The 24,827-nt window shown below is 72.8% G+C and carries 25 protein-coding genes and 1 tRNA gene; 7 read left to right on the top strand and 19 right to left on the bottom strand.

The window, feature by feature from the left end:
• Positions 1–178 precede the first annotated feature (178 nt).
• A complete protein-coding gene (locus tag AB0I79_RS05580; RefSeq protein WP_357867368.1) occupies positions 179–946 on the bottom strand; it encodes an SDR family oxidoreductase in 768 nt (255 codons plus the stop codon).
• A 259-nt stretch (positions 947–1,205) separates the two neighbouring features.
• Between AB0I79_RS05580 and AB0I79_RS05575 the strand changes: the two genes are divergently transcribed.
• A complete protein-coding gene (locus AB0I79_RS05575) occupies positions 1,206–2,213 on the top strand; it encodes an RNA polymerase sigma-70 factor (RefSeq protein ID WP_357867365.1) in 1,008 nt (335 codons plus the stop codon).
• Here AB0I79_RS05575 and AB0I79_RS05570 read toward each other — a convergent pair.
• The 5 genes from AB0I79_RS05570 to AB0I79_RS05550 all read right to left on the bottom strand — a co-directional run bounded on the left by AB0I79_RS05570 (position 2,210) and on the right by AB0I79_RS05550 (position 7,021).
• The gene (locus AB0I79_RS05570; protein WP_357867362.1) at positions 2,210–2,944 is read right to left on the bottom strand and encodes an EI24 domain-containing protein; all 735 of its coding nucleotides are present in this window, start codon (positions 2,942–2,944) and stop codon (positions 2,210–2,212) included. The genes AB0I79_RS05575 and AB0I79_RS05570 overlap by 4 nt on opposite strands.
• Before the next feature lie 10 nt (positions 2,945–2,954).
• Positions 2,955–3,536 (bottom strand): nucleoside triphosphate pyrophosphatase, encoded by a 582-nt coding sequence (locus AB0I79_RS05565; RefSeq protein ID WP_357867359.1) that lies wholly within the window; start codon positions 3,534–3,536, stop codon positions 2,955–2,957.
• A 16-nt stretch (positions 3,537–3,552) separates the two neighbouring features.
• Positions 3,553–4,164, bottom strand: a complete 612-nt coding sequence (locus AB0I79_RS05560; RefSeq protein WP_357867356.1) for a DUF937 domain-containing protein — start codon at positions 4,162–4,164, stop codon at positions 3,553–3,555.
• Between the two features lie 69 nt (positions 4,165–4,233).
• Positions 4,234–6,186 carry an ATP-dependent zinc metalloprotease FtsH gene (gene ftsH / locus AB0I79_RS05555; protein WP_357867354.1) on the bottom strand — a complete coding sequence of 651 codons (1,953 nt, stop codon included), beginning with the start codon at positions 6,184–6,186 and terminating at the stop codon, positions 4,234–4,236.
• Between the two features lie 37 nt (positions 6,187–6,223).
• Complete coding sequence (locus tag AB0I79_RS05550; RefSeq protein WP_357867351.1) at positions 6,224–7,021, bottom strand: hypothetical protein; 798 nt, start codon at positions 7,019–7,021, stop codon at positions 6,224–6,226.
• A 167-nt stretch (positions 7,022–7,188) separates the two neighbouring features.
• Here AB0I79_RS05550 and AB0I79_RS05545 point away from each other — a divergent pair, with 167 nt between their 5' ends.
• Positions 7,189–8,160 carry a DUF3616 domain-containing protein gene (locus AB0I79_RS05545; RefSeq protein ID WP_357867348.1) on the top strand — a complete coding sequence of 324 codons (972 nt, stop codon included), beginning with the start codon at positions 7,189–7,191 and terminating at the stop codon, positions 8,158–8,160.
• Between the two features lie 14 nt (positions 8,161–8,174).
• Here AB0I79_RS05545 and AB0I79_RS05540 read toward each other — a convergent pair whose 3' ends face one another.
• Positions 8,175–8,834, bottom strand: coding sequence for a peptidyl-tRNA hydrolase (locus AB0I79_RS05540; protein ID WP_357867345.1), 660 nt, complete (start codon positions 8,832–8,834; stop codon positions 8,175–8,177).
• A complete protein-coding gene (locus AB0I79_RS05535) occupies positions 8,831–10,096 on the bottom strand; it encodes an MFS transporter (protein ID WP_357867342.1) in 1,266 nt (421 codons plus the stop codon). Before AB0I79_RS05535 ends, AB0I79_RS05540 begins: the two co-directional genes overlap by 4 nt.
• Before the next feature lie 71 nt (positions 10,097–10,167).
• Here AB0I79_RS05535 and AB0I79_RS05530 point away from each other — a divergent pair, with 71 nt between their 5' ends.
• Positions 10,168–11,124, top strand: coding sequence for a helix-turn-helix domain-containing protein (locus AB0I79_RS05530; protein WP_357867339.1), 957 nt, complete (start codon positions 10,168–10,170; stop codon positions 11,122–11,124).
• A gap of 101 nt (positions 11,125–11,225) precedes the next feature.
• On the opposite strand, the gene AB0I79_RS05525 is transcribed toward AB0I79_RS05530, so the two are convergent.
• Together AB0I79_RS05525 and AB0I79_RS05520 are read right to left on the bottom strand one after the other, a co-directional pair.
• Complete coding sequence (locus tag AB0I79_RS05525; RefSeq protein WP_357867336.1) at positions 11,226–12,677, bottom strand: FAD-dependent monooxygenase; 1,452 nt, start codon at positions 12,675–12,677, stop codon at positions 11,226–11,228.
• Positions 12,678–12,687: 10 nt separating this feature from the next.
• A complete protein-coding gene (locus tag AB0I79_RS05520; protein ID WP_357867333.1) occupies positions 12,688–13,299 on the bottom strand; it encodes a TetR family transcriptional regulator in 612 nt (203 codons plus the stop codon).
• Positions 13,300–13,424: 125 nt separating this feature from the next.
• Here AB0I79_RS05520 and AB0I79_RS05515 point away from each other — a divergent pair, with 125 nt between their 5' ends.
• Together AB0I79_RS05515 and AB0I79_RS05510 are read left to right on the top strand one after the other, a co-directional pair.
• Positions 13,425–13,925: a SigE family RNA polymerase sigma factor gene (locus AB0I79_RS05515; RefSeq protein WP_357867330.1), complete on the top strand. Its 501-nt coding sequence runs from the start codon at positions 13,425–13,427 to the stop codon at positions 13,923–13,925.
• Positions 13,918–15,135 (top strand): hypothetical protein, encoded by a 1,218-nt coding sequence (locus tag AB0I79_RS05510; protein ID WP_357867327.1) that lies wholly within the window; start codon positions 13,918–13,920, stop codon positions 15,133–15,135. The genes AB0I79_RS05515 and AB0I79_RS05510 overlap by 8 nt, the downstream gene beginning before the upstream one ends.
• Positions 15,136–15,140: 5 nt before the next feature.
• On the opposite strand, the gene AB0I79_RS05505 is transcribed toward AB0I79_RS05510, so the two are convergent.
• The 4 genes from AB0I79_RS05505 to AB0I79_RS05490 all read right to left on the bottom strand — a co-directional run bounded on the left by AB0I79_RS05505 (position 15,141) and on the right by AB0I79_RS05490 (position 18,032).
• On the bottom strand, positions 15,141–16,031 hold the full coding sequence (locus AB0I79_RS05505; RefSeq protein ID WP_357867324.1) for a bifunctional helix-turn-helix transcriptional regulator/GNAT family N-acetyltransferase: 891 nt from the start codon (positions 16,029–16,031) through the stop codon (positions 15,141–15,143).
• Positions 16,032–16,054: 23 nt separating this feature from the next.
• Positions 16,055–16,318, bottom strand: coding sequence for a hypothetical protein (locus tag AB0I79_RS05500; RefSeq protein ID WP_357867321.1), 264 nt, complete (start codon positions 16,316–16,318; stop codon positions 16,055–16,057).
• Between the two features lie 95 nt (positions 16,319–16,413).
• Positions 16,414–16,486, bottom strand: a tRNA-Ala gene (locus AB0I79_RS05495).
• A gap of 70 nt (positions 16,487–16,556) precedes the next feature.
• Positions 16,557–18,032, bottom strand: a complete 1,476-nt coding sequence (locus tag AB0I79_RS05490) for a von Willebrand factor type A domain-containing protein (RefSeq protein WP_357867318.1) — start codon at positions 18,030–18,032, stop codon at positions 16,557–16,559.
• A 250-nt stretch (positions 18,033–18,282) separates the two neighbouring features.
• On the opposite strand from AB0I79_RS05490, the gene AB0I79_RS05485 reads away from it, so the two are divergent.
• Complete coding sequence (locus AB0I79_RS05485) at positions 18,283–19,971, top strand: asparagine synthase-related protein (protein WP_357867315.1); 1,689 nt, start codon at positions 18,283–18,285, stop codon at positions 19,969–19,971.
• Here AB0I79_RS05485 and AB0I79_RS05480 read toward each other — a convergent pair.
• Genes AB0I79_RS05480 through AB0I79_RS05470 form a run of 3 tightly spaced genes read right to left on the bottom strand, consistent with a single transcriptional unit; the run spans position 19,940 to position 22,013 of the window.
• Positions 19,940–20,488: a TIGR03086 family metal-binding protein gene (locus AB0I79_RS05480; RefSeq protein WP_357867312.1), complete on the bottom strand. Its 549-nt coding sequence runs from the start codon at positions 20,486–20,488 to the stop codon at positions 19,940–19,942. The two genes, AB0I79_RS05485 and AB0I79_RS05480, sit on opposite strands and share 32 nt — an antisense overlap.
• A 5-nt stretch (positions 20,489–20,493) precedes the next feature.
• Positions 20,494–20,997: an isoprenylcysteine carboxylmethyltransferase family protein gene (locus AB0I79_RS05475; protein ID WP_357867309.1), complete on the bottom strand. Its 504-nt coding sequence runs from the start codon at positions 20,995–20,997 to the stop codon at positions 20,494–20,496.
• Positions 20,994–22,013: a 3-oxoacyl-[acyl-carrier-protein] synthase III C-terminal domain-containing protein gene (locus tag AB0I79_RS05470; protein WP_357867306.1), complete on the bottom strand. Its 1,020-nt coding sequence runs from the start codon at positions 22,011–22,013 to the stop codon at positions 20,994–20,996. The genes AB0I79_RS05475 and AB0I79_RS05470 overlap by 4 nt, the downstream gene beginning before the upstream one ends.
• Positions 22,014–22,055: 42 nt before the next feature.
• Here AB0I79_RS05470 and AB0I79_RS05465 point away from each other — a divergent pair, with 42 nt between their 5' ends.
• Positions 22,056–23,027, top strand: coding sequence for a helix-turn-helix domain-containing protein (locus tag AB0I79_RS05465; protein ID WP_357867304.1), 972 nt, complete (start codon positions 22,056–22,058; stop codon positions 23,025–23,027).
• A gap of 12 nt (positions 23,028–23,039) precedes the next feature.
• On the opposite strand, the gene AB0I79_RS05460 is transcribed toward AB0I79_RS05465, so the two are convergent.
• The gene (locus AB0I79_RS05460; protein ID WP_357867302.1) at positions 23,040–24,125 is read right to left on the bottom strand and encodes a methyltransferase; all 1,086 of its coding nucleotides are present in this window, start codon (positions 24,123–24,125) and stop codon (positions 23,040–23,042) included.
• Positions 24,126–24,184: 59 nt separating this feature from the next.
• The gene (locus AB0I79_RS05455) at positions 24,185–24,823 is read right to left on the bottom strand and encodes a TetR/AcrR family transcriptional regulator (RefSeq protein WP_357867300.1); all 639 of its coding nucleotides are present in this window, start codon (positions 24,821–24,823) and stop codon (positions 24,185–24,187) included.
• Positions 24,824–24,827 lie beyond the last annotated feature (4 nt).

Genomic DNA, 24,827 nt, shown 5'->3' with positions numbered 1-24,827 from the left:
TGAATTGACTATGCCGTCATGAGTTCGGTGTGCGCCACCTCCTACGGGTCGGTGCTGGGCGGGGAGAGCAGGGCAATGGAGCTTTCGGGGAGCCTGGCTCGCGGGCGCGGGCGAGCCGGCAGCAGGCCATGGGATCCTGGTCGAGCCGGTCAGGCGGTCGTCCCGCCCGCCTGCCCGTTCACCACGGCACCGGCCCCTCGGCGCTGAAGAAGCCGGCGGTCGGTCCGTCCGCGTCCAGCGTGGCCAGGCGCACCAGCACCGTGGCGCCCTGGGCGGGGGTGAGGAACCCGCTGTGGTTGTTGATGTCGGTGGCGACGTACCCAGGGGCGGCGGCGTTGACCAGGATGCCGTCCTTGCGCAGCTCATTGGCGTACTGCACGGTCAGCGAGTTCAGCGCCGTCTTGGAGGGCGTGTACGCGGCCGACGTCGGCAGGTCCGTCAGCGGGCCGTCGGGGTCGGCGGCGATGGCCAGGGAGCCGCCGCCGCTGCTGACGTTGACGATGCGTGGCGCGGGTGAGCGCCGCAGCAACGGGAGCATGGCATTGGTCAGCGCGATCACCCCGAAGACGTTGGTCTCGAACACCGCCCGGACCATGTCGAGATCGACGGTACTGGGGATCTGGTCGACGGCGTCCTGGGGCGAGACCTGCCCGGAGCCGGTGATGCCGGCGTTGTTGATCAGCACGTCCAGGTGGCCGAAGCGTTCCCCGATCCAGCTCGCGGCCTGCGCGATGGTGGCCGGGTCGGTGACGTCCAAGGTGAGCGCGTGGGCGTCGCCGCCCGTCGCCCGCACCGCCGCCGCGGCCTCCTCCCCGCGCTGCGGGTCTCTGGCGCCGATCAGAACCGTCATGCCCAGCGCGGCCAACTGCTCGGCGGCCGCGCGGCCGATCCCCTTGTTCGCCCCGGTGATCAACGCCACCTTCTGGTGTGTGGAGTGCTCGTTCACGATCAAGCTCCTGTCAGTGAGAGTCGGTCTCCCCCGGGACGAGATAGCCCTGCCGTTCTGTGACATGGGCGCAACGGGCCGCCCTCCCGCGCTCCGCGTGAGGAGGTGGCCGGGCCGAGGACGGGATGCCTCGTGTCACAGAAGGCGCGGCTGTCTCGTCTCGGATTGCGGAGACAGACACGTACGTCGGGAAGGTGATGGTCATGCGGGTGTGCGGGGTTTCCCACGTCGTCGCGCAGAACGTCGAGGAGGAGCGGGCGTGACCCGGGCCGAGGAGTTCGAGGAGCTGCGGCCGTTGCTGTTCTCGATCGCCTACCGGATTCTCGGCAGCGTGAGCGAGGCCGAGGACGCGGTGCAGGAGACCTGGCTGCGTTACGAGGCCTTCCCGGCGCAGCCGGCGTCGGCCAAGGGGTTCCTGGCGGCCACGGTGTCCAGGATCGCGATCGACGTGCTGCGCTCGGCGCGCGTCCGGCGGGAGGAGTATGCCGGGCAGTGGTTCCCCGAGCCGCTGCTGACCGACCCGTACGAGGATCCGGAGCGGTCGGCGGAGCTGGCCGACTCGGTGTCGATGGCGGCCCTGTTGCTGCTGGAGCGGCTCAGCCCGCTCGAACGCGCGGTCTTCGTGCTGCGGGAGGTGTTCGGGTTCGGCTTCGGTGAGGTGGCGTCGGCGGTGGGGCGTTCGGAGGCGGCGTGCCGCCAGCTCGCGGTGCGGGCGCGCCGCCACATGGACGCGGGCCGCGCCCGGTTCGAGGCTGATCGCCGGGAGCGGCAGGCACTCGCCGAACGATTCTTCGACGCCTTCCGGGAAGGGGACGTGGACGGGCTGCGGGAGCTGCTGGCCGCTGACGTTCGGATGGTCGGCGACAGCGGGGGCAAGGCGCCGCTGTGGGGCGATGGCGTGTTCGGCGCCGAGAACGTGGCCCGGGTGCTGGCCTCGATCGTCGCGCCGTTCGTACGGATCGGCGGCGTCGTGGAGTCACGCGAGATGAACGGCCAGCCGGGCGCGATCTTCCGCGACCGGGACGGCAGGGTCGTCAACACCCTGGCGCTGGACATCCTCGACGGGCAGGTCCAGACGATCCGTGCGGTGATCAACCCCGACAAGCTCGGGCATCTGGGGCCCGTCGCGGACGCCTGGGCGGTCGTCCGAGAGGCGAACCAGGCCCGCCGCCGGCCCATGACCGGCGAGAACAGCCATGAACCACCCGCTGGCGGGCGTCCCACTCCAGAGAGGCCAGGAGCCGGGAACCGCTCCGGAGAAGTCTAGGAGACCGGGGCCAGCCGGGTCCGTACGAGCAGCGCGGCCCCCGCCACCGCGGCCGGCATCGCGATGACGGCCACGAAGGGCACCAGGAACAGCAGGAACACCACCACCCCGAAGCCCAGCGCGCTGGCCTTGTTGGCGCGCAGAAGGGCGAAGCGCTGCTTGCGGGCCAGGCCGCGGCGTTCGAGGGCGAGCGTGGTGAGCTCGACTGTCAGGAAAAATCCGGACACGAGGGCGCCCAGCACCGGCACCACCGTCTGCCCGACCACCGGCACGAACCCCAGGAAGAACAGCGGAATCGTGAACAGCAGCACGAAGAAGAGCGTCACCAGGCTGTCACGGATCGACCGCGGCAGCGTGCGCCACCAGGGCTGCTCGTGCTCGGTCTCCAGCACGTCCACCGCCGCCGACAACTTCTCGTAGAACGGCTCCCCGATGGCCAGCGTCAGCGCCGCGAACGTCAGCACCGCCAGCACCAGCCCGCCGATGAACAGCGCGATGCCCACCAGCGTCCTGAACAGCTCCCGCCAGCTCCACGAGTCGGCGAACGGCGTCAGGAACTCGGCCACGGCGGACGCGTTCGTCCCGAGAAAGACCAGCACCCCGGCGTAGAGCGCGAACGCGACCAACGCGGGGATCAGCCCGAACAGCCACCACCGGGTGTTCCTGGCGACCCATCCGAACCCTTGGAAGAAGAAGCCGACACCGGCCGTGAAGTCGCGCACTGATCGCATGCCCGGCAGGCTAGCGCCAGAACGACGTGACCGCGTAGCCCAGCTCGGCGAACAGCTCGCGCACCAGCGGGAGCGAGATGCCCAGCACGTTGCCGTGGTCGCCCTCGATGCCCTCGACGAACCAGCCGCCGCGCCCCTCGATGCTGAACGCCCCCGCCAGGCCGAGCGGCTCGTCGGTGCCGGCGTAGGCGGCGATCTCCTCCTCGGAGGGCTGGCCGAAGCGCACGACCGTGGTGGCGACCTCGGACACCTGGCGGCCGGCCGCCACGTCGATCACGCAGTGGCCGGTGACGAGGCGGCCGGTGCGGCCCCGCATGAGGCGCCAGCGCTCGATCGTCTCCTCGCGGGTGGCGGGCTTGCCGTACGGGCGCCCGTCGAGCTCCAGGATCGAGTCGCAGCCGATGACCAGCCCTTCTTCGAGCCCGCTCGCGACCGCCTCGGCCTTGGCCGTGGCCAGCACCTTGCTGAGCGCGGCCGGCGAGTGGGCGGAGTAGGCGTCCTCGTCGACCCCGCTGACGATCACCTTCGGGTCGAGACCTGCGCTGCGCAGCAGGGCGAGGCGGGCGGGGGAAGCAGAGGCCAAGACGATCACTGGCTTAGCCTACCGGTCACCAGTCGGGGTTCGACCTGCCCGGGGCCACCTCCCGCTCGCTGCGCATGGGATCGTGGTACGGGTCGTAGGGCCCCGCCTGCCGCGGCACCGTCGTGCCGCCGAAGATGCCGGCCAGCAGGCTGCCGAGCAGCTCCCCGAGCCCGCCGGGGATGGCCGACTCCTCGCGGCTCAGGTCGTCGGCCACGGCGCCGGCGTCCATGTCGCGGCTGGCTGCCCGGTTGGCCAGCAGCGACATGATCATGGGTGCGATGAGCGGCAGCAGCTTCATGATGGTCGCGGAGTTGACCCCGGCGAGCTGCGAGAGCCGCGCCGCCGCCTGCTCCGTGCCCTGCCCGCCGAGCACGTGGCCGAGGATGCTGTGCCCGTCGCGGGTCAGCGAGGCCACGTCGCCGTTGAACGGGTCCGCGTCCATGTGGTCGTCCAGGGCCCCGCGCAGGGCGTCGGCACCGTCCGGATGGGTGGCGTTGCGGGCCATACCGCCGACGATGGTGCCGGACACGGCCTCGATGACCTTGCGGGCGGTCAGTGTGTCCGTGCCGAGCATGCCGGCGATCTGTTCCACTCCTTGGTCTCCGAGTCCGGCGAGAAGCTCGTCATTAAGTGTCACGACGGTCCCCCGATCAGTCTGTCTCGGGTGACCTGCCCTCGCCGGGCCCGGAGGAACGTCCGAATTGTCCTAATTATCGGAAAAGTGCGCCGGAACCGGGGAGGCCGCCGCAGGGCGGTTCTCGGCCGCCGTGGGGAGACCCGCGGCCGCGTACGCACCGGCCTCGTCGAGCGTCTCGTGCTCCAGCAGGGCCGTCACGATCGCGTCCAGCTTGTCGCGGTTCTCGGTGAGGATGCGGACGGCGCGCTCGTAGCACTCGTCCACGATCCGCCGCGCCTCCTCGTCCACCATGGCGAGCGTGACGGGCGAGGCCTGCGGCTGCTGGCCGTCGTTGGGCAGGATGGTCAGCGGCCCGACCTTCTCCGACATGCCCCACCGGCCCACCATGCCGCGAGCGATCATGGTGACCTGCTCCAGGTCGTTCTCCGCGCCGGTGGTGATGACGCCGTACACGACCTGCTCGGCCGCCATGCCGCCCAGCGCGCCGGTGATGCGCCCGCGCAGGTACTGCTCATCGTAGGCGTACCGGTCGGTGTCGGGCGTGGACAGCGTGACGCCGAGCGCCCGGCCGCGCGGGATGATCGAGATCTTCCTGACCGGGTCGGCGCCCGGCTGGAGCATGCCGAGCAGCGCGTGACCGGCCTCGTGGAAGGCGGTCCTGGTGCGCTCCTCCTCCGGCATGACGATGCTGCGCGCCGCGCCGAGCTGCAGCTTCTCCAGCGCGTCGGCGAAGTCGGCCGAGGTGACCTTCTCCTTGCCGCGCTTGGCGGCGAGCAGGGCGGCCTCGTTGACCAGGTTCGCCAGGTCGGCGCCCGTCATGCCGGGGGTGGTCTTGGCGATCTGCTCGGGGCTGACCTCGCCGTCGAGCGGCACGCCGCGCGTGTGCACGGCCAGGATCGCCGCGCGCCCGGCCGCGTCGGGCAGGCCCACCTGCACCGTACGGTCGAAGCGCCCGGGACGCAGCAGCGCCGGGTCGAGGATCTCGGGCCGGTTCGTGGCCCCGATGACGATCACGCCCTCGGCCCCGGAGAAGCCGTCCATCTCGGTGAGGATCTGGTTCAGCGTCTGCTCGCGCTCGTCGTGGCCGCCGATGCCGCCCGCGCCGCCCCTGGCGCGGCCGATGGCGTCGATCTCGTCGATGAACACGATCGACGGCGCCACCTTGCGCGCCTCCTCGAACAGGTCGCGCACCCGCGAGGCGCCCACACCGACGATCATCTCGATGAACTCGGAGGCGCTGGCCGAGAAGTACGGCACCTTGGCCTCACCGGCCACCGCCCTGGCCAGCAGCGTCTTGCCGGTGCCGGGAGGCCCCGCGAGCAGCACGCCCTTGGGCAGCTTCGCGCCCAGCTTGCGGTACTTGCCGGGGTCCTTGAGGTAGTCGACGATCTCGACGAGCTCGTTCTCGACCTCGTCGATGCCCGCGACGTCCTCGAACGTGACGCGCACCTTCGCGGCCTCGACCGGCTTGGCCGCCTTGGACTTGCCGAGCCCGCCCAGGCCGCCGCCCATCATGCTCGCGCCGCGCCGCATGATCCAGATCCACAGGCCGGCCAGCAGCAGCACGGGGAGCAGCGACAGCAACAGGTTGGAGAAGAAGCCCCGCGTGATCGGCTGCGAGGTGATCTCGACCTGGCCGGTGGCGAGCTGCTGGTCGAGCTGGTCGGTGTTGGCGAACGCCGGGATCTCGGTGGCGAACTTCGTGTACTGCTCGCCGCTCTCCGGGTTCTTCGCCGCCGACCTCAGGTCGCCCTCGACCGACAGGCCCTGGGCGTAGATGTCCTTGACGTTCTTGGAGTTCACCTGCTTGGTGAACTCGGTGTACGAGATCGTCTCCACCGAGCCGCTGTCGACGAACGACGACACGACGAAGAAGCCCGCGTAGACGACGAGCAGGGTGACGATGAAACGCCACCAGTTGATCTTGGGCTTGCCTCCGGGCGTGCCCGGCAGGCCCTCCGAGCGCCAGGGCGGCTTGCCCTTGCCCTTGTTCGAGGCCTGCGGCGGTCCAGAGCGTTCCACGGCGTCACTCCCCAATATCGCCGCATTCATGATCTTTCTAGCCTAGAACACGCACCCCTGAGGCCACGCGGCCGATATCACGCCACTGCTTGCGCTGCGAGTCAGGCACTGTTACGAACGCAAGACCTGGTTTGCTCATTCCCCCGTCCACCACCACGACCGCGGCGCGTGACGTGCGCTTGCCATAGGTGACGCGGTAGACGAGCATCCAGCCGCGCCCGACGGGCTGCGAGGCCAGCCACGTGATCCTGGAGCCCCTGGGGTGGTGGTTGAGCGTCCAGCGGGCGGCCAGCAGGGCCGTGTCGCGCGGTGACTCCTGCTCCATGATCGGCAGCGGGCAGGTGACGAACATGCCGCGCAGGCTCGTGCCGCGCTGCTTGGGCAGCACCTGCTTGGTGGTGAACGGCGCCGCCCCGTACGACTTCCACGGCCTCGGCAGCTTCACCACGGCCAGTCCCGTCCGCGTGTCCTGGACGAAGCGCCTGCCCGGGGAGCGCGCGGCCATGCGCTTCACCCCGCGGGTGAGCCGGGGGACGCGCGGGTCGGCGTACAGGGCCTCCATGGCCGTGTAACCGGGCGCCAGCGAGACGCCGGGGCTCGGCGTCCCCCGGGGAGCGGAGGACGACGCCGCCGCCGGGGTCGTCGAGGCGGCGGGAGACACACTGGGGGACGCGCTGGGGGACGGTGCGGAGCCGGACGAGGGCGGCGCGGTCGGCGGCGCGGTTACCGGCCCCGCCACGACCTCGTCCGGCTCTGACGGGAGCACCACGACCACCGCCACGGCGACGACCGCGGCGGCGGCGGCCACGGCCAGCCCCCGGTACACCACCCGCATGCGCAGATCGCCGATGCGGGAGCGTCTGGGCGGAGAAGTCGGGATCCCACGCTTTTCGGCCGTTCTCACTCGGGAACCCTTGATCTCATCTTCCCCATGGAGCACGACGGGAGCGTACGACATATCCCGCCATTGCGCTCCGGAAGCTACCGAAGTGCAATCATGGCGTGGTGGAACAGGTTGAGCTGCGATTCGACCACGCCTCGCGAGCGGCCCAGACGCACACGAATCTCTCCGCCATCCGGCAGAGCACCACCGGCCTCTGGGTGGCCGGCGACGAGACCGCCTCCTTCGAGCACCTGACGTGGACCGGTGACCACTACGGCGACCAGCGCACGTTCATGCTGGCCGACTACATCGCCCTGCCCGCCGGACCGCAGGACGAGGCGGACATCGAGGGCCTGGCCCGGGCGAACGGGTACCTCTGGCTGGTCGGCTCGCACAGCCTGAAGCGCAGGAAGGTCAAGTCCAAGGACCCGGAGAAGGGCGCCGAACGGCTGGCCACGGTGATCAGGGAGGAGAACCGCTTCATCCTGGCCCGGCTCCCCCTGGACCCCCGCACCGAGCTGCCGCTGCGGGGCTCGGTCCTGTCGGGCGCCCACAGCCTCACCGCGCACCTCAGGGACGATCCGCACCTCGCGCCGTTCCTGGCCCTGCCGGGCAAGGACAACGGGTTCGACGTCGAGGGCATCGTCGTCACGCCGGACCGCCTCTACGTGGGCCTGCGCGGCCCCGTCCTGCGCGGCTGGGCGGTGGTGCTGGAGCTGCGCGTCGAGGACGCGGGCAAGGGGCGGCTGCGGCTGAGCGAGCCGTACCGCAAGCACTTCCTGAACCTGGGCGGGCTCGGCGTGCGCGACATGTGCCCGGACGGCAACGCGCTGCTGCTCCTGGCGGGGCCCACCATGGACCTCGACGGCCCCGTACGGGTGGTGCGCTGGCGGCCCGGTGACAAGCGCCACGGCGTCGTCCCCGCCGACGAACTGGAGACCGTGCTGGAGCTGCCGTACGGCGTCGGCTGCGACCACCCGGAAGGGCTGGCGCGGATGTCGGACGGCCGGCTCATCGTGGTCTACGACAGCCCGTCGCCCGCCAGGATCACCCCGGCGGGCGGCGTGCTCGCGGACGTCTTCACACTCTGATCACGCGGACGTGTTCACGATCTGGCGACGCGGCCGGCCAGCCAGGGCGCGTCGGCCACGAACGTGCACGAGCCCGGCTCGATCTCGGTGAACCCCGCGTCGCGCACCACGGGCAGCCCGGCCGCCACCATGGCCTCGAAGTCGCCCTGGGTGGCGGCCGTCCGCACCGACACCGCCAGCCCCCGCTCCCGCCAGGCCGCCCGCTCCCCCGCGTCGCTGGCCCACCAGGCGAGCTGGGCGGCGTGCCCGGCCTGCGCCATGGCCTTGCCCGCGGACATCTCCAGCGCCGGGTTGGCCCACAGCACCGGCGGCTCGGCGGGCCCAGGCGTGGCGGGGTCGGTCAGCTCGGTGCCCGACACCTGCAGCCGGGCCAGGTCCCGGGGCCAGTCGTCGAGGGGCACGGGCGGGTGCACGCGCACCTCGGCGGTGCGGTGCCCGATCGTACGGCCGGGCAGCGCCACGGCCCGGCGCCACTCGGCGCCCCTGGCCCGGCGCACGACCTTGCGGATCTTGCCGGTGGACTCCCAGGCGTGCAGCTCTTCGGCGAACTCGCCCGGGTCGTCCAGCAGGCTCAGCACGGCCATGGCGGCCGCCTCCAGGGCGTCGGTGCGCTCGGGAGGCGCCGCCCTTTCGATCCGCACGACCAGGGGCAGGACATAAAGCTCGGCGTTCATCGCCCTCTAGCATGCCCGATGGCCAGCGACATGCCGGCGGCGAGGAGGCACAGGGCGCCGGCGGCGTACCAGGCCAGGTCGTAGGCGCCCAGGTGGTCGCGGGTGAGCCCGGCCCCGACTGCGGCGAACGCGGCGCCGACCTGGTGCGAGCCGAACACCCAGCCGAACACCACGGCCCCGTCGGCCCCGTAGATCCGCCGGCACAGCGCCACCGTGGGCGGCACCGTCGCGACCCAGTCCAGGCCGTAGAAGATGATGAAGATCAGCATGCTGGGCTCGGTCGTGGCCGCGAACAGGCTGGGCAGCACCATCAGCGACAGCCCGCGCAGGCCGTAGTAGACGCCGAGCAGCACCTTGGGGTCGATCTTGTCGCTGAGCCAGCCCGAGGCGATCGTGCCCGCGATGTCGAAGATGCCGATGATCGCCAGCAGGCCCGCGGCGACGGGCTCGGCCATGCCGTGGTCGTGGGCGGCGGGGATGAAGTGGGTGCCGACCAGGCCGTTCGTGCTGGCCCCGCAGATCGCGAAGCCGCCCGCGAGCAGCCAGAACGGCCGGGTCCGCGCCGCCGAGGCGAGCACGGTGACGGCCCGCAGCGCGGCGTTGGTCCTGGCGGGCTCCGTGCGCACCGCCCCGGACGGCGCGCCGAGCGCCGTCGTGCCCACGTCCTCCGGGCGGTCGCGCAGCAGCCACCACACGAACGGCACCACGGCCAGCGCCGCCACGGCCACGGTCACCGAGGCGAAGCGCCACCCGGGCCCCTGGGCGAGCTGGGCGAGCACCGGCAGGAACACGAGCTGCCCGGTCGCGCCTGCGGCGGTGAGCACGCCGGTCACCAGGCCGCGGTGGCGCACGAACCAGCGGTCCACCACCGTCGCCGCGAACACCAGCGCCATCGACCCCGTGCCGAGCCCGACCAGCACGCCCCAGCAGAGCAGGAGCTGCCAGCTCGCCGACATGAACACGGTGAGCCCGCTGCCCGCCGCGATCAGCAGCAGCGCGACGGCCACCACGCGGCGCATGCCGAAGCGGTCCATGAGGGCGGCCGCGAAGGGGGCGGTCAGGCCGTAGAGCACCAGGTTGACGGAGACGGCCAGCGAGATGGTGCCGGCCGACCAGCCGAACTCCTCCTGCAGCGGCGTGATCAGCACGCCGGGGGTGGCGCGGAAGCCGGCCGACCCCAGGATCGCCACGAACGCGACGGCCGCGACGTACCAGGCCCGGTGCAGCCCGCGGCGGGTGGGCGAGTTGGTGCTCACTATCATGCGCCAATCCTGATTTATCCCCTTATCTGGTCACGAGTGGCCGGAAAGCCAATATGTGCAAGAATCCGGCCATGGAACGTCATCGCGTCGCCGTGGTGGTGCTCAACCACTTCGCCCCGATCGACCTCGGCGTGCCGGGCCAGGTGTTCTGGGCCGCGGAGACGGCGTCGGGCGAGAAGCTGTACGAGGTGGTGACCTGCTCGGAGGGCCGCATGCCGGTGCGGTGCAGCGCGGGCTACAGCGTGCTGCCCGACCACGACCTCGACGTGCTCGACAGCGCCGACACCGTCGTGGTGCCCGGCATCCACGCGGGCCGGGCGCTGAAGGACGGCACGATCAAGGACACGCTGCGCGCGGCCCTGCAGGGGCGGCCGCGGACGATGTCGATCTGCACGGGCTCGTTCGTGCTGGCGGCGGCCGGGCTGCTCGACGGCCGCCCGGCCACCACGCACTGGCGCGAGGCGGGCCGCTTCGCGGAGCTGTTCCCGCAGGTCAAGCTGGACCCGGACGTCCTGTACGTGGACGACGGCGACGTGCTGACCTCGGCGGGCGTGGCCGCCGGCCTGGACCTGTGCCTGCACGTGATCAGGCGCGACCACGGCAGCGAGGTGGCCAACCGGGCTGCCAGGCGCTGCGTCATGCCGCCGTGGCGGGACGGCGGCCAGGCCCAGTACATCGACCGCCCCCTCCCGCTGGGCGGAGGCGGCGGCACGGCGGCCACCCGCGACTGGATGCTCGCCCACCTCGACGCCCCGCTCGACCTGAACGCGCTGGCCGAGCACGCCAGGATGAGCGTGCGCACGTTCACCAGGCGCTTCCGCGAGGAGACCGGCCAGAGCCCGGCCAGATGGCTGAACGGGCAGCGCGTGCAGCACGCCAGGCGCCTGCTGGAGACGACGGATCTCGGCGTGGAGGAGGTGGCCAGGCGGGCAGGCTTCGGCACGGCGGTCTCACTGCGCCAGCACCTGCACGCGGCCGTCGGCGTGTCACCGCTGGCCTACCGCCACACCTTCCGCCGCACGCCCTAGCCTCACGCGATCATGCGCGCCACCGCCGCCGTCCACCTCGGCACCTGACCCACCAGGTCCGGCCGCGTGCCGGGGCGCCTTCCAGGAGTCGCGGGCGCGTGTCAGGCGGGTGCCAGGGACTCGCCGAACCAGATCTGCAGCGCCTGCTCCAGCGTCTCGTCCGGCGTGCCCGCCCACGCCACGTACCCGTCGGGCCGCACCAGCACGGCCTCGGGCCCGTCGCCCGGCACGACGTCCACGCGCCCGTGGCGGACGCGCAGCCCGCCCGTCGCGTCGAGCAGCACGGGCCGCGCCCGGGCTCCGGCGCCGGCGGGCAGGTCGGCCAGGAACCGGCCGACCAGCGGGTGCCGGAGCCCGGGCGGCGCGGGCATCGGGTAGACCACGTCGGACCCGGCCAGCAGGGCGGCGATGCGCCGCAGGGCGTCGCTGTCGCCCAGCAGCTCCCCGAACACCTGCCGCAGCGCCGTCACCTCGGGCCCCGGCGCGGTCAGCGCGAGCTGGGCCTGGGTGTGCATGGCGACCCGCTCGGCGGCCGGCCTGCGCTCGGCGTCGTAGGTGTCGAGCAGCCCGGGCGGCGCCCAGCCCCGTACCTCGGCGGCGAGCTTCCAGGCCAGGTTGGCGGCGTCCTGCAAGCCCAGGTTGAGCCCGGGCGCGCCCATGGCGGAGTGCACGTGCGCGGCGTCGCCCGCCAGGAACACCCTGCCCTCCCGGTAGCGGTCGGCCACCCGGGTGTTGCGGCCGTTCAGCCGCCGCAGCAGGTGCGGCCCCGGGCCGGGGGGCTCGGCCAGCGGCAGGTCGGCGCCGAGCACCCGGGCCAGGCTCGCGCGCAGCTCGGCGATGGTCATCGGCACGTCGTCGCCGGGCGGCGCGGACTCCCACTCCAGCGCGGCGACCGTGAACACGCCCGGCCCGGCCGGCAGGATCGCGTAGGCCCCGCGCTCGGTCCTGTGCCAGGTGTAGAGCACGAGCGTGCCCACCTCCGGCACCTCCAGCTCGACCTGCCTGGTCACCGCCCCCGGGATGGTGACGTGGGCGGTGCGGCTGACGACGCCGGCCGCGTGCACGCCGGGAAACCCGATCCCGCTCAGCTTCCTGACCGTGCTGTGCGCGCCGTCGCAGCCGACCAGGTGGCGCGTACGGAGCCGGTACGGCCCGCCGGGCGCCACCAGCTCCAGCGTCACCCCGCCGTCGTCCTGGGTGAAGCCGGCCAGCTCGTGCCCGCGCCTGATCTCCACGCCGAGCTCGATCGCCCGCCTCTCCAGCAGCTCCTCCAGCTCGGGCTGCCTGATGCCCATGCCGTGCAGCGGGTTGTCGTCGAGCCCGGCCAGGTGCAGCGGCATCGCGCCGAACACGAACGCGGGCATGGCCGCCTCCTGCCCGGCCATGCCGCGCCGGCGCAGCAGCCGTACGACCTGGCCGATGATCCCGTTGGCCTTGGGCTGGTCGCTGCGCCGCGGCAGGCGCTCGACCACGAGCGGCGTGACTCCGGCCAGGCTCAGCTCGCAGGCCAGCATCAGCCCGTTGGGCCCGCCGCCGGCGATGACGATGTCCATGAACGTCTCCTTACTCGGATGGGGCGGGCAGCCCCGCGGCCAGCGCGCGCAGGCAGTCGCGCAGCAGCGGCACGAGTGGCACGGGCGGGTCGGCCCGCAGCCAGTGCGCGACGCCGGCCTGCACGGCCGCGGTGACGGTGACCGCGACCAGGGAGGGGTACAGGTCGCGAGCGGGGTCGGCGCCGACACGCTCGGCGATGGCCGCGGCCAGCTCGCCGTCGGCGGCGAACGCCACCCGCAGCGACTCGGCCCGCAGCGCGGGTTCCTCGCTGAGCATGCGGATGCCCGCCAGCAGCTCGGGCGGCGGGGCCGTGTCAGTGGTGCCGGCGTGCTCCGCCCAGGGCCGCACCATGGCCTCGGTCAGCGCCTCCCAGAGGGGCTCGCCGGGCGGCCGGGCACGCAGCGCCGCCACGGACGCGCGCACGCGGTCGGTGTGCCGGGCGGTGATCGCCTCGTACTTGCTGGAGAAGTAGTTGTTGTACGTCCTGGGCGAGACCCCCGCCTCGGCGGCGATGTCCTCGACCCGGACGTTCTCCAGCCCGCGCGCCAGAGCCAGCCGGAGCGCGGCCGTCATCAGCGCCTCCCGCGTGGCCTGCTTCTTCCGCTCCCTCAGTCCGGTCACGCCGCCGACCCTAGGGTAAAATTGCGTGATCAGCAAATTTTCTGGTCACGCAATTTATTGGCGCCCACCCGTCCAGCCGCGGCACTCAACCGCACGGCCCCCTCGGGTGTCCTTGGAGGGCGGAGGTGCGAGTGGAAGATCCGACGTTCGAGACTTTCGTGGCGCAGCGACTGCCTGCGCTCTATCGCTACGCCATGGTCCTGACCCAGAACCGGCACGACGCCGAGGACCTGGTGCAGGAGGCGCTCACCCGCACCGGCCTGCGCTGGGCCGCCGTCAGGCGCAAGGACTCCCCCGAGGGGTACGTGCGCACGGCCATGATCCGCATCATGGCCAACCGGTGGCGGCGGCCCAGGCGGGAGGTCAGCGTGGCGGCGCCGCCCGAGCCCGCGGCCGAGGACCTCGGCCTGGAACGCCTGCTGGACGACGCGGGGGTGCGTTCCCGGATAGCCGAGCTGCCACCCCGTACGCGGGCCGTGCTGGTGCTGCGTTACGTCGAGGAGCGCAGCGACGAGGAGATCGCCCGGCTGCTGGGCTGCAGCCGCGGCAGTGTCAAGAGCCAGGCGTCGCGGGGGCTGGCCCGGCTCCGCGAGGCCGCCGACCGCGCGGAGGTGGACCATGGATGACCTGGAGAACCGGCTGGCCACGCTGCTGGGCGAGCCCGGTGCGGGAGATCCTCCGCCGGACCTGGCGGGCCGGATCCACCGGGCCGTGGCCACCAGGCGCAGGAACCGCCGCGCGGCCTTGCTGGCAGCGGTGGCCTGCGCGACCGCCGTGCTGGTCGCGACGCCGCTGGTCCTGCGGAACGGGGGCGGCGACACCGCCGCGACGGTCGATCCCAGCCCGCTGCCCACCGTGACCTTGACCGCCACCACTCCGGGACCCTCTCCCAGCCGGCCGATGACCACGATAACCGTCACGGCCTCCCCCGAAGGGGCCGCCGGGCAGGCGTTCGAGGAGCGGTTGCGCCGCCTGGTGGCGGTGACCGGCCTGGTCGAGGTGGAGGCGCGCACGGCGTCCGGCAAGCCGTTCACGCCGTCGGCGCTCGGCTCCGACGGCACCGTGCTCGGGCTGACGCCCGGCGGCGCGGCGGCGGAGGTGCCCGCGACCGGCGGCGCGGCCGGGGACGCCGGCTTCTCCGCGCAGTCCGGCCTGGGGGCGGCCGAGGGGCTGCGTACCTGGACGGAGGGCGGCGAGCAGCGCTGCCGCACGGCCGACGGGACCACGCACACGGTCAGCCCGCAGGGCGCCGACCCCCAGGCGCCCGTCTGGGTGGACGGCGGCGCGATCGCGGGCAGCGACGTCATGCGGCAGCCCTGGGTGGCCGCCGGCTGCGGCGAGCCCGGCAGGACGGTCACGGACGGCCGGCCCGCCGCCGGGACGGCGGTGGCGTTCTCCTACCCCTACCTGTTCACCGTGGAGCCGGCCAACGACAGGAAGCTGCGGCTGGTGGACGTGCGGACGCTGGCGGTCGCGGCCGAGCATCCGCTGCCGACAGGGGTACGGGCGCACAGGATGGGCAAGCCGCTGCAGAAGTGGTACGCGGCCGCCACCGACACGGCGTTCGTCTGGGTGGCCGGGGGCGTGCTGCGGTCGGTGAAGCATGACAACTGGCGGCTGGAGAGGTCGTTCGGCACGGTGCCGCAGCCCGGCAAGGGCGAGCAGGCCCGGATGACGGCCGGGGACCGGCTGGTGGCGTACACGACGGGCAGCGTCTCGCTCGTGCACGATCCGCAGACGGGCGTCACGCTGAAGCAGCGCGGCCTCGTGCTGGTGGCCGGCCCGTGGCTGCTGTGGCAGGAAGGCGGGAGTTACCGCGTGGCCCGCGTGCGGTGAGCCGCTCAGGCGGGCAGGTGCTTGTCGAACCAGTGGTGCGCGTAGCGCTCGTCGCTGAAGGCCGGCACCTCGGCGTAGCCTGCCGACCGGTAGAGGGCGATGGCCTCGGTGAGGGCCCGGTTGGTCTCCAGGCGGAGCGTGCGCACGCCGTGCGCGGCGGCGCGCGACTCCGCCTCGGCGAGCAGCCTGCGCCCGAGCCCCAGGCCCCGGGCCGACGGGGCGACCCACATCCGCTTGAGCTCGGCCGTCGCCGACCCGGGGTGCAGCTTCAGCGCCACGCAGCCCACCGGCTCGGCGCGCATGGTGGCGACGAGCAACATCCCGGCGGGCGGCCGCAGCTCGTCGTCGGTGGCGGGGAGGCTGCGCGCCGGGTCGAACCCGGACTCGAAGCGGCGAGCCAGCTCGGCGACGTAGGCCGTCAAGCAGTGGCGGGCGCCGGGATGCCCCGGGTCGAGCACGCCGATCTCCACCATGGAGGCGACGAGCAGGCGCTCGACCTCGGACATCGCGGTCACCAGCCGCTCGCGCTGCCCGGCCGACAGCCGCCCGAGCATCGACGCGGCCGCCTCGTCGGAGCGGCGGTCGAGCTCCTCCCGCTCGGCGGCCCCCGCGGGGGTGAGCCTGGCCGTGCGGACCCGCCCGTCGGGCCCGCCGGCCTCGACCACGATCAGGCCGTCGGCCTCCAGGGCGCGCAGCAGCCTGCTCAGGTATCCGGAGTCGAGCTCCAGCCTGGCCCGCAGCGCACGCAGCTCACTGCCTTCCGCGCCGATCTCCCAGAGCAGCCGCGCCTGCCCGAGCGGCCGGCCGCGACCCATGAAGGCGTCATCGAGCGCCCCGATGCGCTGCGTCACGGTCCGCTGGAAGCGGCGCACCCGCGCGATCGCCGTAGCATCCATTCTCTGACCCTAGTCAGAGAATCTCAGACCCGCCAGGGGTCGGCGATGGGGACCGTGCTGTAGTCCTCGCCGGCGACCGGGTGGATCTCCTCCCAGTGCACCCAGCGGGCGTTCCCCTCGTGACGCACGCCGCCGTGCGCCTCCAGCGTGCGGGGTGGCCACAGCAGGTATCCCCACCGCGCCCCCTGCGCGTCATCACCCCAGGCCAGCAGGTAACGCGCCGTACCGTCGGGGACCGCCGCCACGATGGGCGGCCGCCAGATCTCAGGTAGTTCCACAGGGCTCATACGTACCATCATACGAACACCAGTTCGGCATCGCCATGGAATGGGCCCGGAAACACGAAAAGCCCGTCCGATCAAGCCGATCGGACGGGCTGCTGTGGAGCTATGGGGATTCGAACCCCAGACCTCCTCCATGCCATGGAGGCGCGCTACCAACTGCGCCATAGCCCCTCGTTGCGTGTAAAAGTGTATCCGAATCCGGGACCACCTGAGCACGCCTTGACCGAGGGGCCAGTGACGATCAGCCGATCGATTCGGCCCTTCCGATGAGGGTGGCCAGCTCGGAGACCATCGGATCCTCGGAGGTGGACGCCAGCCGGGCGGCGTGCTCGCGCAGCTCCGGCAGGTCCAGGCCGAAGGCCTCCCGGTCCCGCAGGTACGTCGCGAACGCCGCCACCACGACGTCCACCTGCAGCCGTACGGGCGCCTCGGTCCAGATGCCGCCGGCCAGGTCGCCGGAGTTCAGCGACTCACCGGACTCCGAGGCGGTCCTGGTGTCGGGGTCCTGCCAGCGCACGGTGGCCTGGGCGAGCTGGCCGTCGGCGCCCGGCTTCAGCTTGAGCGCGTACAGGGCGGTGACGGAGTGGCCGGGGCCGATCTCGCCGCCGTCGCGGCTGTCGTCGCGGAACTCCTCCGTGGCGAGCGCGCGGTTCTCGTAGCCGATGAGCCGGTAGCTCTCCACCACCGACGGGTTGAAGACGACCTGGGCCTTGGCGTCGCGGGCGCGCAGGTCGAGGGTGGCGGGCAGCTGCGTGGTGAAGATCCTGGTGGCCTCCTCCTCGGTGCTGACGTACACGGCCATGCCGTCGCCGGTGTCGGCGAGCCGCTCCATCAGCTCGTCGCCGTAGTCGCGGCCGACGCCCACCGTGAGCAGCGTGAGCTGCTTGGCGGCCTGCTCCCTGACCTTGCCCGAGAGGCTCTGCCACACGGTGTCGCCCTGGTTGGCCAGGCCGTCGGAGAGCAGGATGACGCGGTTGGTGGCGGCGGGACGGAACGCCTTGGACGCCTCCTGGTAGCCGGCGAGCACCCCCGCCTCCACGTTCGTGCCGCCGGAGACGGTCAGCCGCGTCACCGCCGCGCGCAGCTCCTCCCTGGCGGTCAGCGGGGTCATGGAGGCCAGCACCTCGGCCTCCTCGCTGAAGGCGACGATCGAGACCTGGTCGCCGGGGGCGAGCTGCTCGAGCAGCTTCAGCAGGGCGGACTTGACCAGGTCCAGCCGGCCGTCGTCGGCCATCGAGCCGGACACGTCCACCACGAACGTCAGGTTGGCCGGCTGCCGCTGGGAGGAGTCGGAGGCGCGCGTCTGCAGGCCGACCCGCAGGACGGCCTCGTCCCGCCGGGGCAGCTTCGCGCCGTCCACGTGCACGGTGAACCCGTCGTCCGGCGGCTGCGCGTAGTCCTGGCGGAAGGCGTTCACCCATTCCTCGGGCCGGATCTCGCCGGGCGCGGGCCAGCGGCCCTCCTGGAGGGTACGGCGGGCATAGCCGTACGAGGCGGTGTCCACGTCCAGGGCGAACGTGGAGATCTGCGCGGTCGTGGTGTCCCGCTCGCTGTCCTCCTGGGGTGACGCGGACGCCTCGGCGCCGCCGGTTTCGGCCTGTTCCGGCAGGGCCGGTTGCCGGGGCGCGGCGGTCCCCGCCGAAGCGTTCTTGTCGCTGGTCGCCTGGTTGCCACCGCCGCCACAGGCCGCCAGGCCCAGGAGGGCGATAAGCCCCACGCCAACCACCAAAGGGCGAAATTTCATCTCAACCACCTCCGAGCCGTACGACGGAATGCGCCCCGCCACGGCCGGGCCGGTGACGCAAGCGAGCGCAAACCGCGATCAATACGTGATCAGTTGTGACGAATGAGGAAGATGAGGTAAGCCTGGTGCCGTGCGTGTCTATTTGGCCATGGCCACAAAGCGGCAGGACATTTCCCCGGCGGTTCTGAATAGAGCTCGTTCCGTAATCGAATGGGCCTTTCCGGTGCCTGCCGAGGTGATTCGCGGCCAGGAATGGCACGGCCGGGGTGTCTCGCTGTTCGCCTGGACCAACGAGCCCGACGACTCCCGGCAGCCGCCGCTGATCTCGCATCACGGCGGCCGGGCCGTCGGGCTCAACGGCCATCTGGCCGACCCGGCCGAGGTGGCGGCGCTGCCGGACGACTCCGTGGGCGGCTGCTTCTCCGCCTGGTTCGCCCGCGACGGCGAGGTGGGCGCGAGCACCGCGATCAACCGGGTCTGCCCCGTCTTCTACGCCGAGACGCCCGAGCTGCACGTCGTCGCCAGCCGCGCCCTGCTCGCGCACCTCGTGGCCCGGCCCGACGACCGGATCGACTTCGACGTGCTCGCCCTGCAGTCGATGGTCAGGCAGGGGTTCTTCCTGTCGGACGAGACGCCGTACAAGGGGGTGTCGGCGCTGCGGCCCAGCTCGCGCCTGGTGGTGCGGGACGGCGTGCGCACCATCACCGAGACCCCGCTGCCGGAGGCGGCGCCCGCGCCCACGTCGGCGCGGCACAAGCGGGCGGCGGTCGGCGAGCTGGCGGACGCGCTGCTGGCGACCGTCGCCCCGCTGCGCGACCTGGGCGAGCCGGTGAACCTGGCGCTGACCGGCGGCCGCGACACCCGCATCCTGGCGGCGCTGCTGCACGCGGCGGGGGTGCCGTTCAGGACGACGACGAACGGGCTCGACACGCACCCGGACGTGATCCTCGCCCGCATGATCGCGGAGCGGCTCGGGGTGGAGCACACGGTCATCGCCCCGCCGCAGACCGCCGCGAAGGACGCGGTGCTGGTCGAGCATCCGCTCAGCCGCGCCTGGGAGACGCTGCGCACGTGCGAGGGCATGACCTCGGCGTACGAGACGATCGTGAGCTACCTGCCCTACTCCGGCAAGCCCACCATGTCGGGCCAGAGCGGCGAGACGCTGCGCGCGGGCAGCCTGAACCTGCTGCAGAGCGACCTCGGCGACAAGGCCCTGCTGAAGCGCATCGACACGACGTTCCGCAAGGACGCGAAGCTGTTCACCGCCGAGGCCAACGAGCACGCCCGCGCGCTGGCCGGGCCGTGGCTGGCGCGGCCGAACCGGCTGGAGGCGCTGGACCACCTCTACATCTGGTACAAGGTGGGCCGCTGGCAGGCCAGCGCCCGCGCGGGCTCGTTGCGGCGCGGCGACCCCGTGCGGCCGTTCCTGGACAATCGCGTGGTGCGGGCGGCGCTGAGCCTGGACCAGAGCTGGCGACTCTCCGAAGAGGTCATCTATACGCTGATCTTGCGGTTTGCCCCGAAATTGCGGGATGTTCCGATCGAGGGAAAGCCGTGGCGTTTCGCCGAAGGCGCGGCCCCGCCGCGCAGGTTCCCCTGGCCGTCCCGCCTGCCCGCCCCTCCCCCGCACCTGCCCACCGCCAAGACCGGAGGCGGGTGGAGCTGGCGGACCAGCCCCGGCCCCGCACTCACGGACGTGCTGCGCGAGCAGGTGCTCGGCAGCCTCGACGCCCTCGCTCCGATCGTCGATCCGGACGAGGTCCGCGCCCTGTTCGCCGACCCGGTCGTGCGCAAACCGGCGCTGGCCTGGCATCTCTACACGGTCAGCACCCTGCTGACCGGCCTGTATCCCGGCAAGGCGCCCGAGGACCTGCCGCGGATCACGGTTTCCAGGCCGGATCCCGGCCGATGAGCCCGAGGAAGCGGTCGAGCGCCGGGGCGTCGTCCGGCACCGCCACCTCGGCGCCGAACGCCCCCTGCTCGCGGCCCTTGGGCGCCATCTGCGCGGCGAACGCGGCCAGCAGGGCAGCCGTCTCCTCGTCCACCTCCCAGTCGAGGCCCGTCGCCCTCGACAGGTCCCACCCGTGGGCCACGAGGTCGGTCAGCGCCATGTTGGCCAGCACGGCCCTGGGCAGGCCGCCCATGGGCTCGCTGACGCCCTCCCACGCCTCGGGGCGCTCGTAGACGGCGAGCATGCGCTCGACCCGCTCGGGGAAGTCGCCGGTGTACTCCTGTTTCGGCGGCACGAAGGGGCCTCCGACGGCGACGGACTCGAACAGGGAGGCGCTCCACTCCATGTGGTTCAGCAGCGCCCTGACGTCGTATTCCGAGCACGGCGTGGGCAGCCCGAGCCGGTCGTCCCCGATGGCGCGGACGAGCTCGGTGGTGCGCCCTGCGGCGCGCTTCATCAGTGGCAGGATCTCGTTCATACGTTCTAGTCTGCCAGTGCGGCGTTCTCCACCCGTACCCGGACGGCGAGAAGTGCCGCATTCGTGATCGTGAACACCAGGGCGGTCACCCAGGCCGTGTGCACGAGCGGCAGCGCGATGCCCTCGGCGACCACGGCGACGTAGTTCGGGTGCCGCAGCCACCTGTACGGCCCCCGGTGCACCAGCGGCAGGCCCGGCACCACCACGACCCGCGTGTTCCACTGGTGCCCCAGCGTGCGGATGCACCACCAGCGCAGCCCCTGGGCCAGGACGACGACCGCCAGCATGGGCCAGCCGAGCGCGGGCACGAACGGCCGGCCGAGCAGCCACACCTCGGCCGGCGCCGCCGCCAGGAGCCCCACGTGGGCCAGCACGATCCAGGGGTAGTGCCGCCTGCCGTGCTCGACACCGCCCCTGGCCCTGGCCCAGGCCAGGTTGCGCCTGGCCACGACGAGCTCGGCCAGCCGCTCCGCCACGACCAGGCCGATGAGCAGCGCGTACGCGCTCACCAGTGCAGCAGCAGCAGCTCGGCGGAGAACCCCGGGCCCAGCGCCATGAGCACGGCGGGGGCCCCGGGCCTGCCCCGGGTCTCCTGGAGCACGTGCAGCACCGAGACCGACGACAGGTTGCCGTGTTCGCGCAGCGAGCTCCACGTCACGTCGAGCGCCTTGGCGGGCAGGCCGAGCGTCTGCACGATCTTCTCGATGACCTTGGGGCCGCCGGGATGGCAGACCCAGGTGGCGACCTGCTCGGGCGTCAGGCCGTAGTCGGCGAGGAACTCCCTGATGTCGGCGGCCAGCACCTGCTCCACGAACTCCGTCAGGTCCGCGTCCAGCACGATGCGGAAGCCGTGGTCACCGACCTCCCAGCCCATCAGGTGCTCGGTCCCGGGATAGAGCCGGCTGCGGGTGGCGACGACCTCGGGACCGGCCCCGCGCCCCGTCGCGACGACGGCCGCCGCGCCGTCGCCGAACAGGCCGCTGGCCACGAGGTTGGCGATCGAGGTGTCGTCGCGCTGGATCGTCAGCGAGCACAGCTCCACGCACACCAGCACCGCCACGTGGTCGGGCCAGCCGCGCAGGTAGTCGTGCAGCCGGGAGAGCCCGGCGGCGCCCGCCGCGCAGCCCAGGCCGAACACCGGCACCCGCTTCACGTCGGGCCGCAGCCCCATCCGCTGGGCCAGCTTGGCGTCGAGCGAAGGCGTGGCCAGGCCCGTGGTCGAGCAGAACAGCAGGTGATCGACCTTCTCGGGGCGCACGCCGGCCTTGTGCAGGGCGCCCGCCAGGGCCCGCTCGCCGAGTTCGAGGGCGAGCTCGACGTAGGCGTCGTTGGCGCGGGCGAAGGAGTCGAGCTTGGCGTAGTCGGCCAGCGGCAGCGCCAGGTTGCGGCCTCGTATCCCGGTGGCCTCGTGGAATCGCCTCAGCAGCTTCTCGTCACATTCGGTCAGCCGGGAGAACGCCTCGGTGATCTCCGCCTGCTCGTAGCGGTGATCGGGCAAAACGGTCTGTACTCCCGAAATATGCATACATCTCTCCTGCCGCGGAGAGGCTGCAGCTAACATGCGGGCATGCTGCTGCCCCCACCGGTCAGACCGCACCGGGTCGCCGTGCTGGCGTTCGACGGGATGGCGCCGTTCGAGCTGAGCTGCGTCGTCGAGCTGTTCGGCCTGCCCAGGCCCGAGCTGGAGATCGCCTGGTACGACCTCACGGTGTGCGCGGAGACGCTCGAGCCGCTGCGCGTGGTCGGCGGGTTCACGATGACGGCGGCGCACGGGCTGGACACGCTGGCCGGGGCCGACACCGTGATCGTGCCTGGCGTGGCCGACGTCCGCGGGCCCGTCTCCGCGCCGCTGGTCGCCGCCCTGCGGGAGGCGCACGAGCGGGGCGCGCGCATGGTGTCGATCTGCTCGGGCGCGTTCGCGCTGGCGGCGGCCGGCCTGCTCGACGGCCGCCCGGCCACCACGCACTGGCGCCACGCCGACCTGCTCCAGGAACGTTTCCCCGCCGTCCTGGTCAACCCCTCCGTCCTGTACGTGGACGACGGCGACGTGCTGACCAGCGCGGGCAGCGCCGCCGGGCTCGACCTGTTGATCCACCTCGTGCGCCGTGACCACGGCCCCGGCGTGGCCAACACCGTGGCCCGCCGCCTCGTCGTGCCGCCGCACAGGGAGGGCGGTCAGGCCCAGTTCATCCAGGCCGCGGTGGCCCCCGTGGAGGACGACGACGCCGTGGCCAGGGCGATGGCGTGGGCCATGGACCATCTGGCGGAGCCCATCACCGTGGCCGGCCTGGCCGGCGTGGCGCACATGGCGGAGCGCACGTTCATCAGGCGTTTCAAGCGGCAGACCGGCACCAGCCCGCTGCGCTGGGTCATCTCGCAGCGGGTGGCGGCCAGCCTGCCGCTGCTGGAGTCGACGGGTGCGCCGGTGGAGGAGATCGGGGCGGCGGTCGGGTTCGAGAGCCCGGTGACGTTCCGGCACCACTTCACCCGCGCCATGCGCACCTCGCCGTCGGCCTACCGCAAGGCGTTCAGCGCCTGATCCCCCGGGGGCTCAGCGCGTGAGCCGCCAGAGCGAGGTCACCTCGGCGGCCCTGGCCACGTGCAGCGGGTCGTCCTCGTCGGCGGCCCGGCGGTGGCGGGGCGGGACGTCCAGGCGACCGGCCACCCGCAGCCCCGCCTGCTCGAACTCCGCCAGCAGCTCACCCCTGCCGCGCAGCCCCAGGTGCTCGGCCAGGTCCGACAGGATGAGCCACCCCTCACCCCCCGGTTCCAGATGCTCGGCCAGCCCGCCCAGGAACCCGCGCAACATCCGCCCGCCCGGGTCGTAGACGGCGTGGTCGAGCGGCGAGATCGGCGTGGCGGGCAGCCACGGCGGGTTGCACACGACCAGCGGCGCGCGCCCCGGCGGGAACAGGTCGGCCCGCACCACCTCCACCCGGTCGTCCAGGCCCAGCCGGGCGACGTTGTCGCCGGCGCACTCCACGGCCCGCGCGTCGAGATCGGTGGCCACGACGTGGCGGACGCCGCGCCTGGCCAGCACGGCCGCCAGCACGCCGGTGCCGGTGCCGACGTCGAAGGCCAGCCGGTCGCCCGGCAGCGGCGCCTCGGCGACCAGGTCGACGTACTCGCCCCTGATCGGCGAGAACACGCCGTGGTGCGGGTGGACGCGGGCGCCGAGCGCCGGCACGTGCACCCCCTTCTTGCGCCACTCGTGCGCGCCGATCAGGCCGAGCAGCTCGCGGAGCTGGCCGACCGCGGGCGGGGCCTCGGGCCCGAAGACCTCGGCGCACGCCTCCCGCACGTCGGGCGCCCTGCGCAGCGGCACCACGTGGCCTTCCGCGTACGGGACGAGCAGCATGCCGAGCGTGCGGGCACGCTGGGACTGCGCCTGGCGGTGGCGGTGGAAGCCGCTGCCGGGCGCGGCCGGCTTGCAGCGCCGCCCCATGGCGCTCAGGAGCTGGCGGGCGTTGTGGAAGTCGCCCCGCCACAGCAGCGCGGTGCCCTCGCAGGCCAGGCGGTAGGCGGTGGCGGCGGACATGCGGTCGTCGGCGACGACGACACGCTTGGGCGGCGGAGCGCCCAGCGCCGAGCGCCAGACCGCCGAGCGCTCCTGTCCGGCCTCGGTCCATGGGATCATCGCCCCCCGACCGTTTCACGGACGCCGCCCCACGGCCACCGGTTTTCCGGGCGGGCCGTTCAGGGCAGCAGCCCCCGCACCAGCGCCCGCACCCCCTTGGCGTAGGTGTCGCGGGCGGTCAGCTCCTGCCACCGCTCCCCCACCTCGCTCAGCCTGGGGAACTCGGCGGCGTCCAGCTCGGCGAACACCCGCTCCCGGTAGGTGGTCCCGCCCTCCTCGCGCCGCGCGCGGGCCGCCGCCTTGGCGGAGATCTCACCGGCCGTGTAGTGCCAGACGATCCGGTACGCGTCCACGGCCTCCTCCATCGTCAGCCCCGCGCGTACGGCGGCGTCGACGATCTGCTCCGGATACCACAGCGCGCCCACCGAGAGCAGGTCGTCGGCCCTGAGCACGTCCACGGCCCACGGGCGGCCGGACAGCGCCTCGTGCATGGCGACCGCGGCGGCCACCAGCCGCTCGCGCGGCTCCTCGGGCAGCTCGGGCCGGGGCGCGGTGGCGGCGTAGGCGTCGAGCAGCAGCAGGAGCAGCTCGTCCTTGTCGCGCACGTGGTGGTAGAGCGCCATGGCCGTGCTGCCGACCTCCTTGGCCAGCCGGCGCATGGTCAGCCCGGCCACGCCGTCCTGTTCGAGCACCCGGTTGGCGGCGGTCACGATCTCGGCCCGGGAGATCTTCGGCGGTCGTCCTGTACGCGTCGGCATCTTG

Source organism: Nonomuraea sp. NPDC050202 (assembly GCF_040656115.1).
Taxonomy (GTDB): domain Bacteria; phylum Actinomycetota; class Actinomycetes; order Streptosporangiales; family Streptosporangiaceae; genus Nonomuraea.
This window is presented reverse-complemented; position numbering and strand designations above follow the sequence as displayed.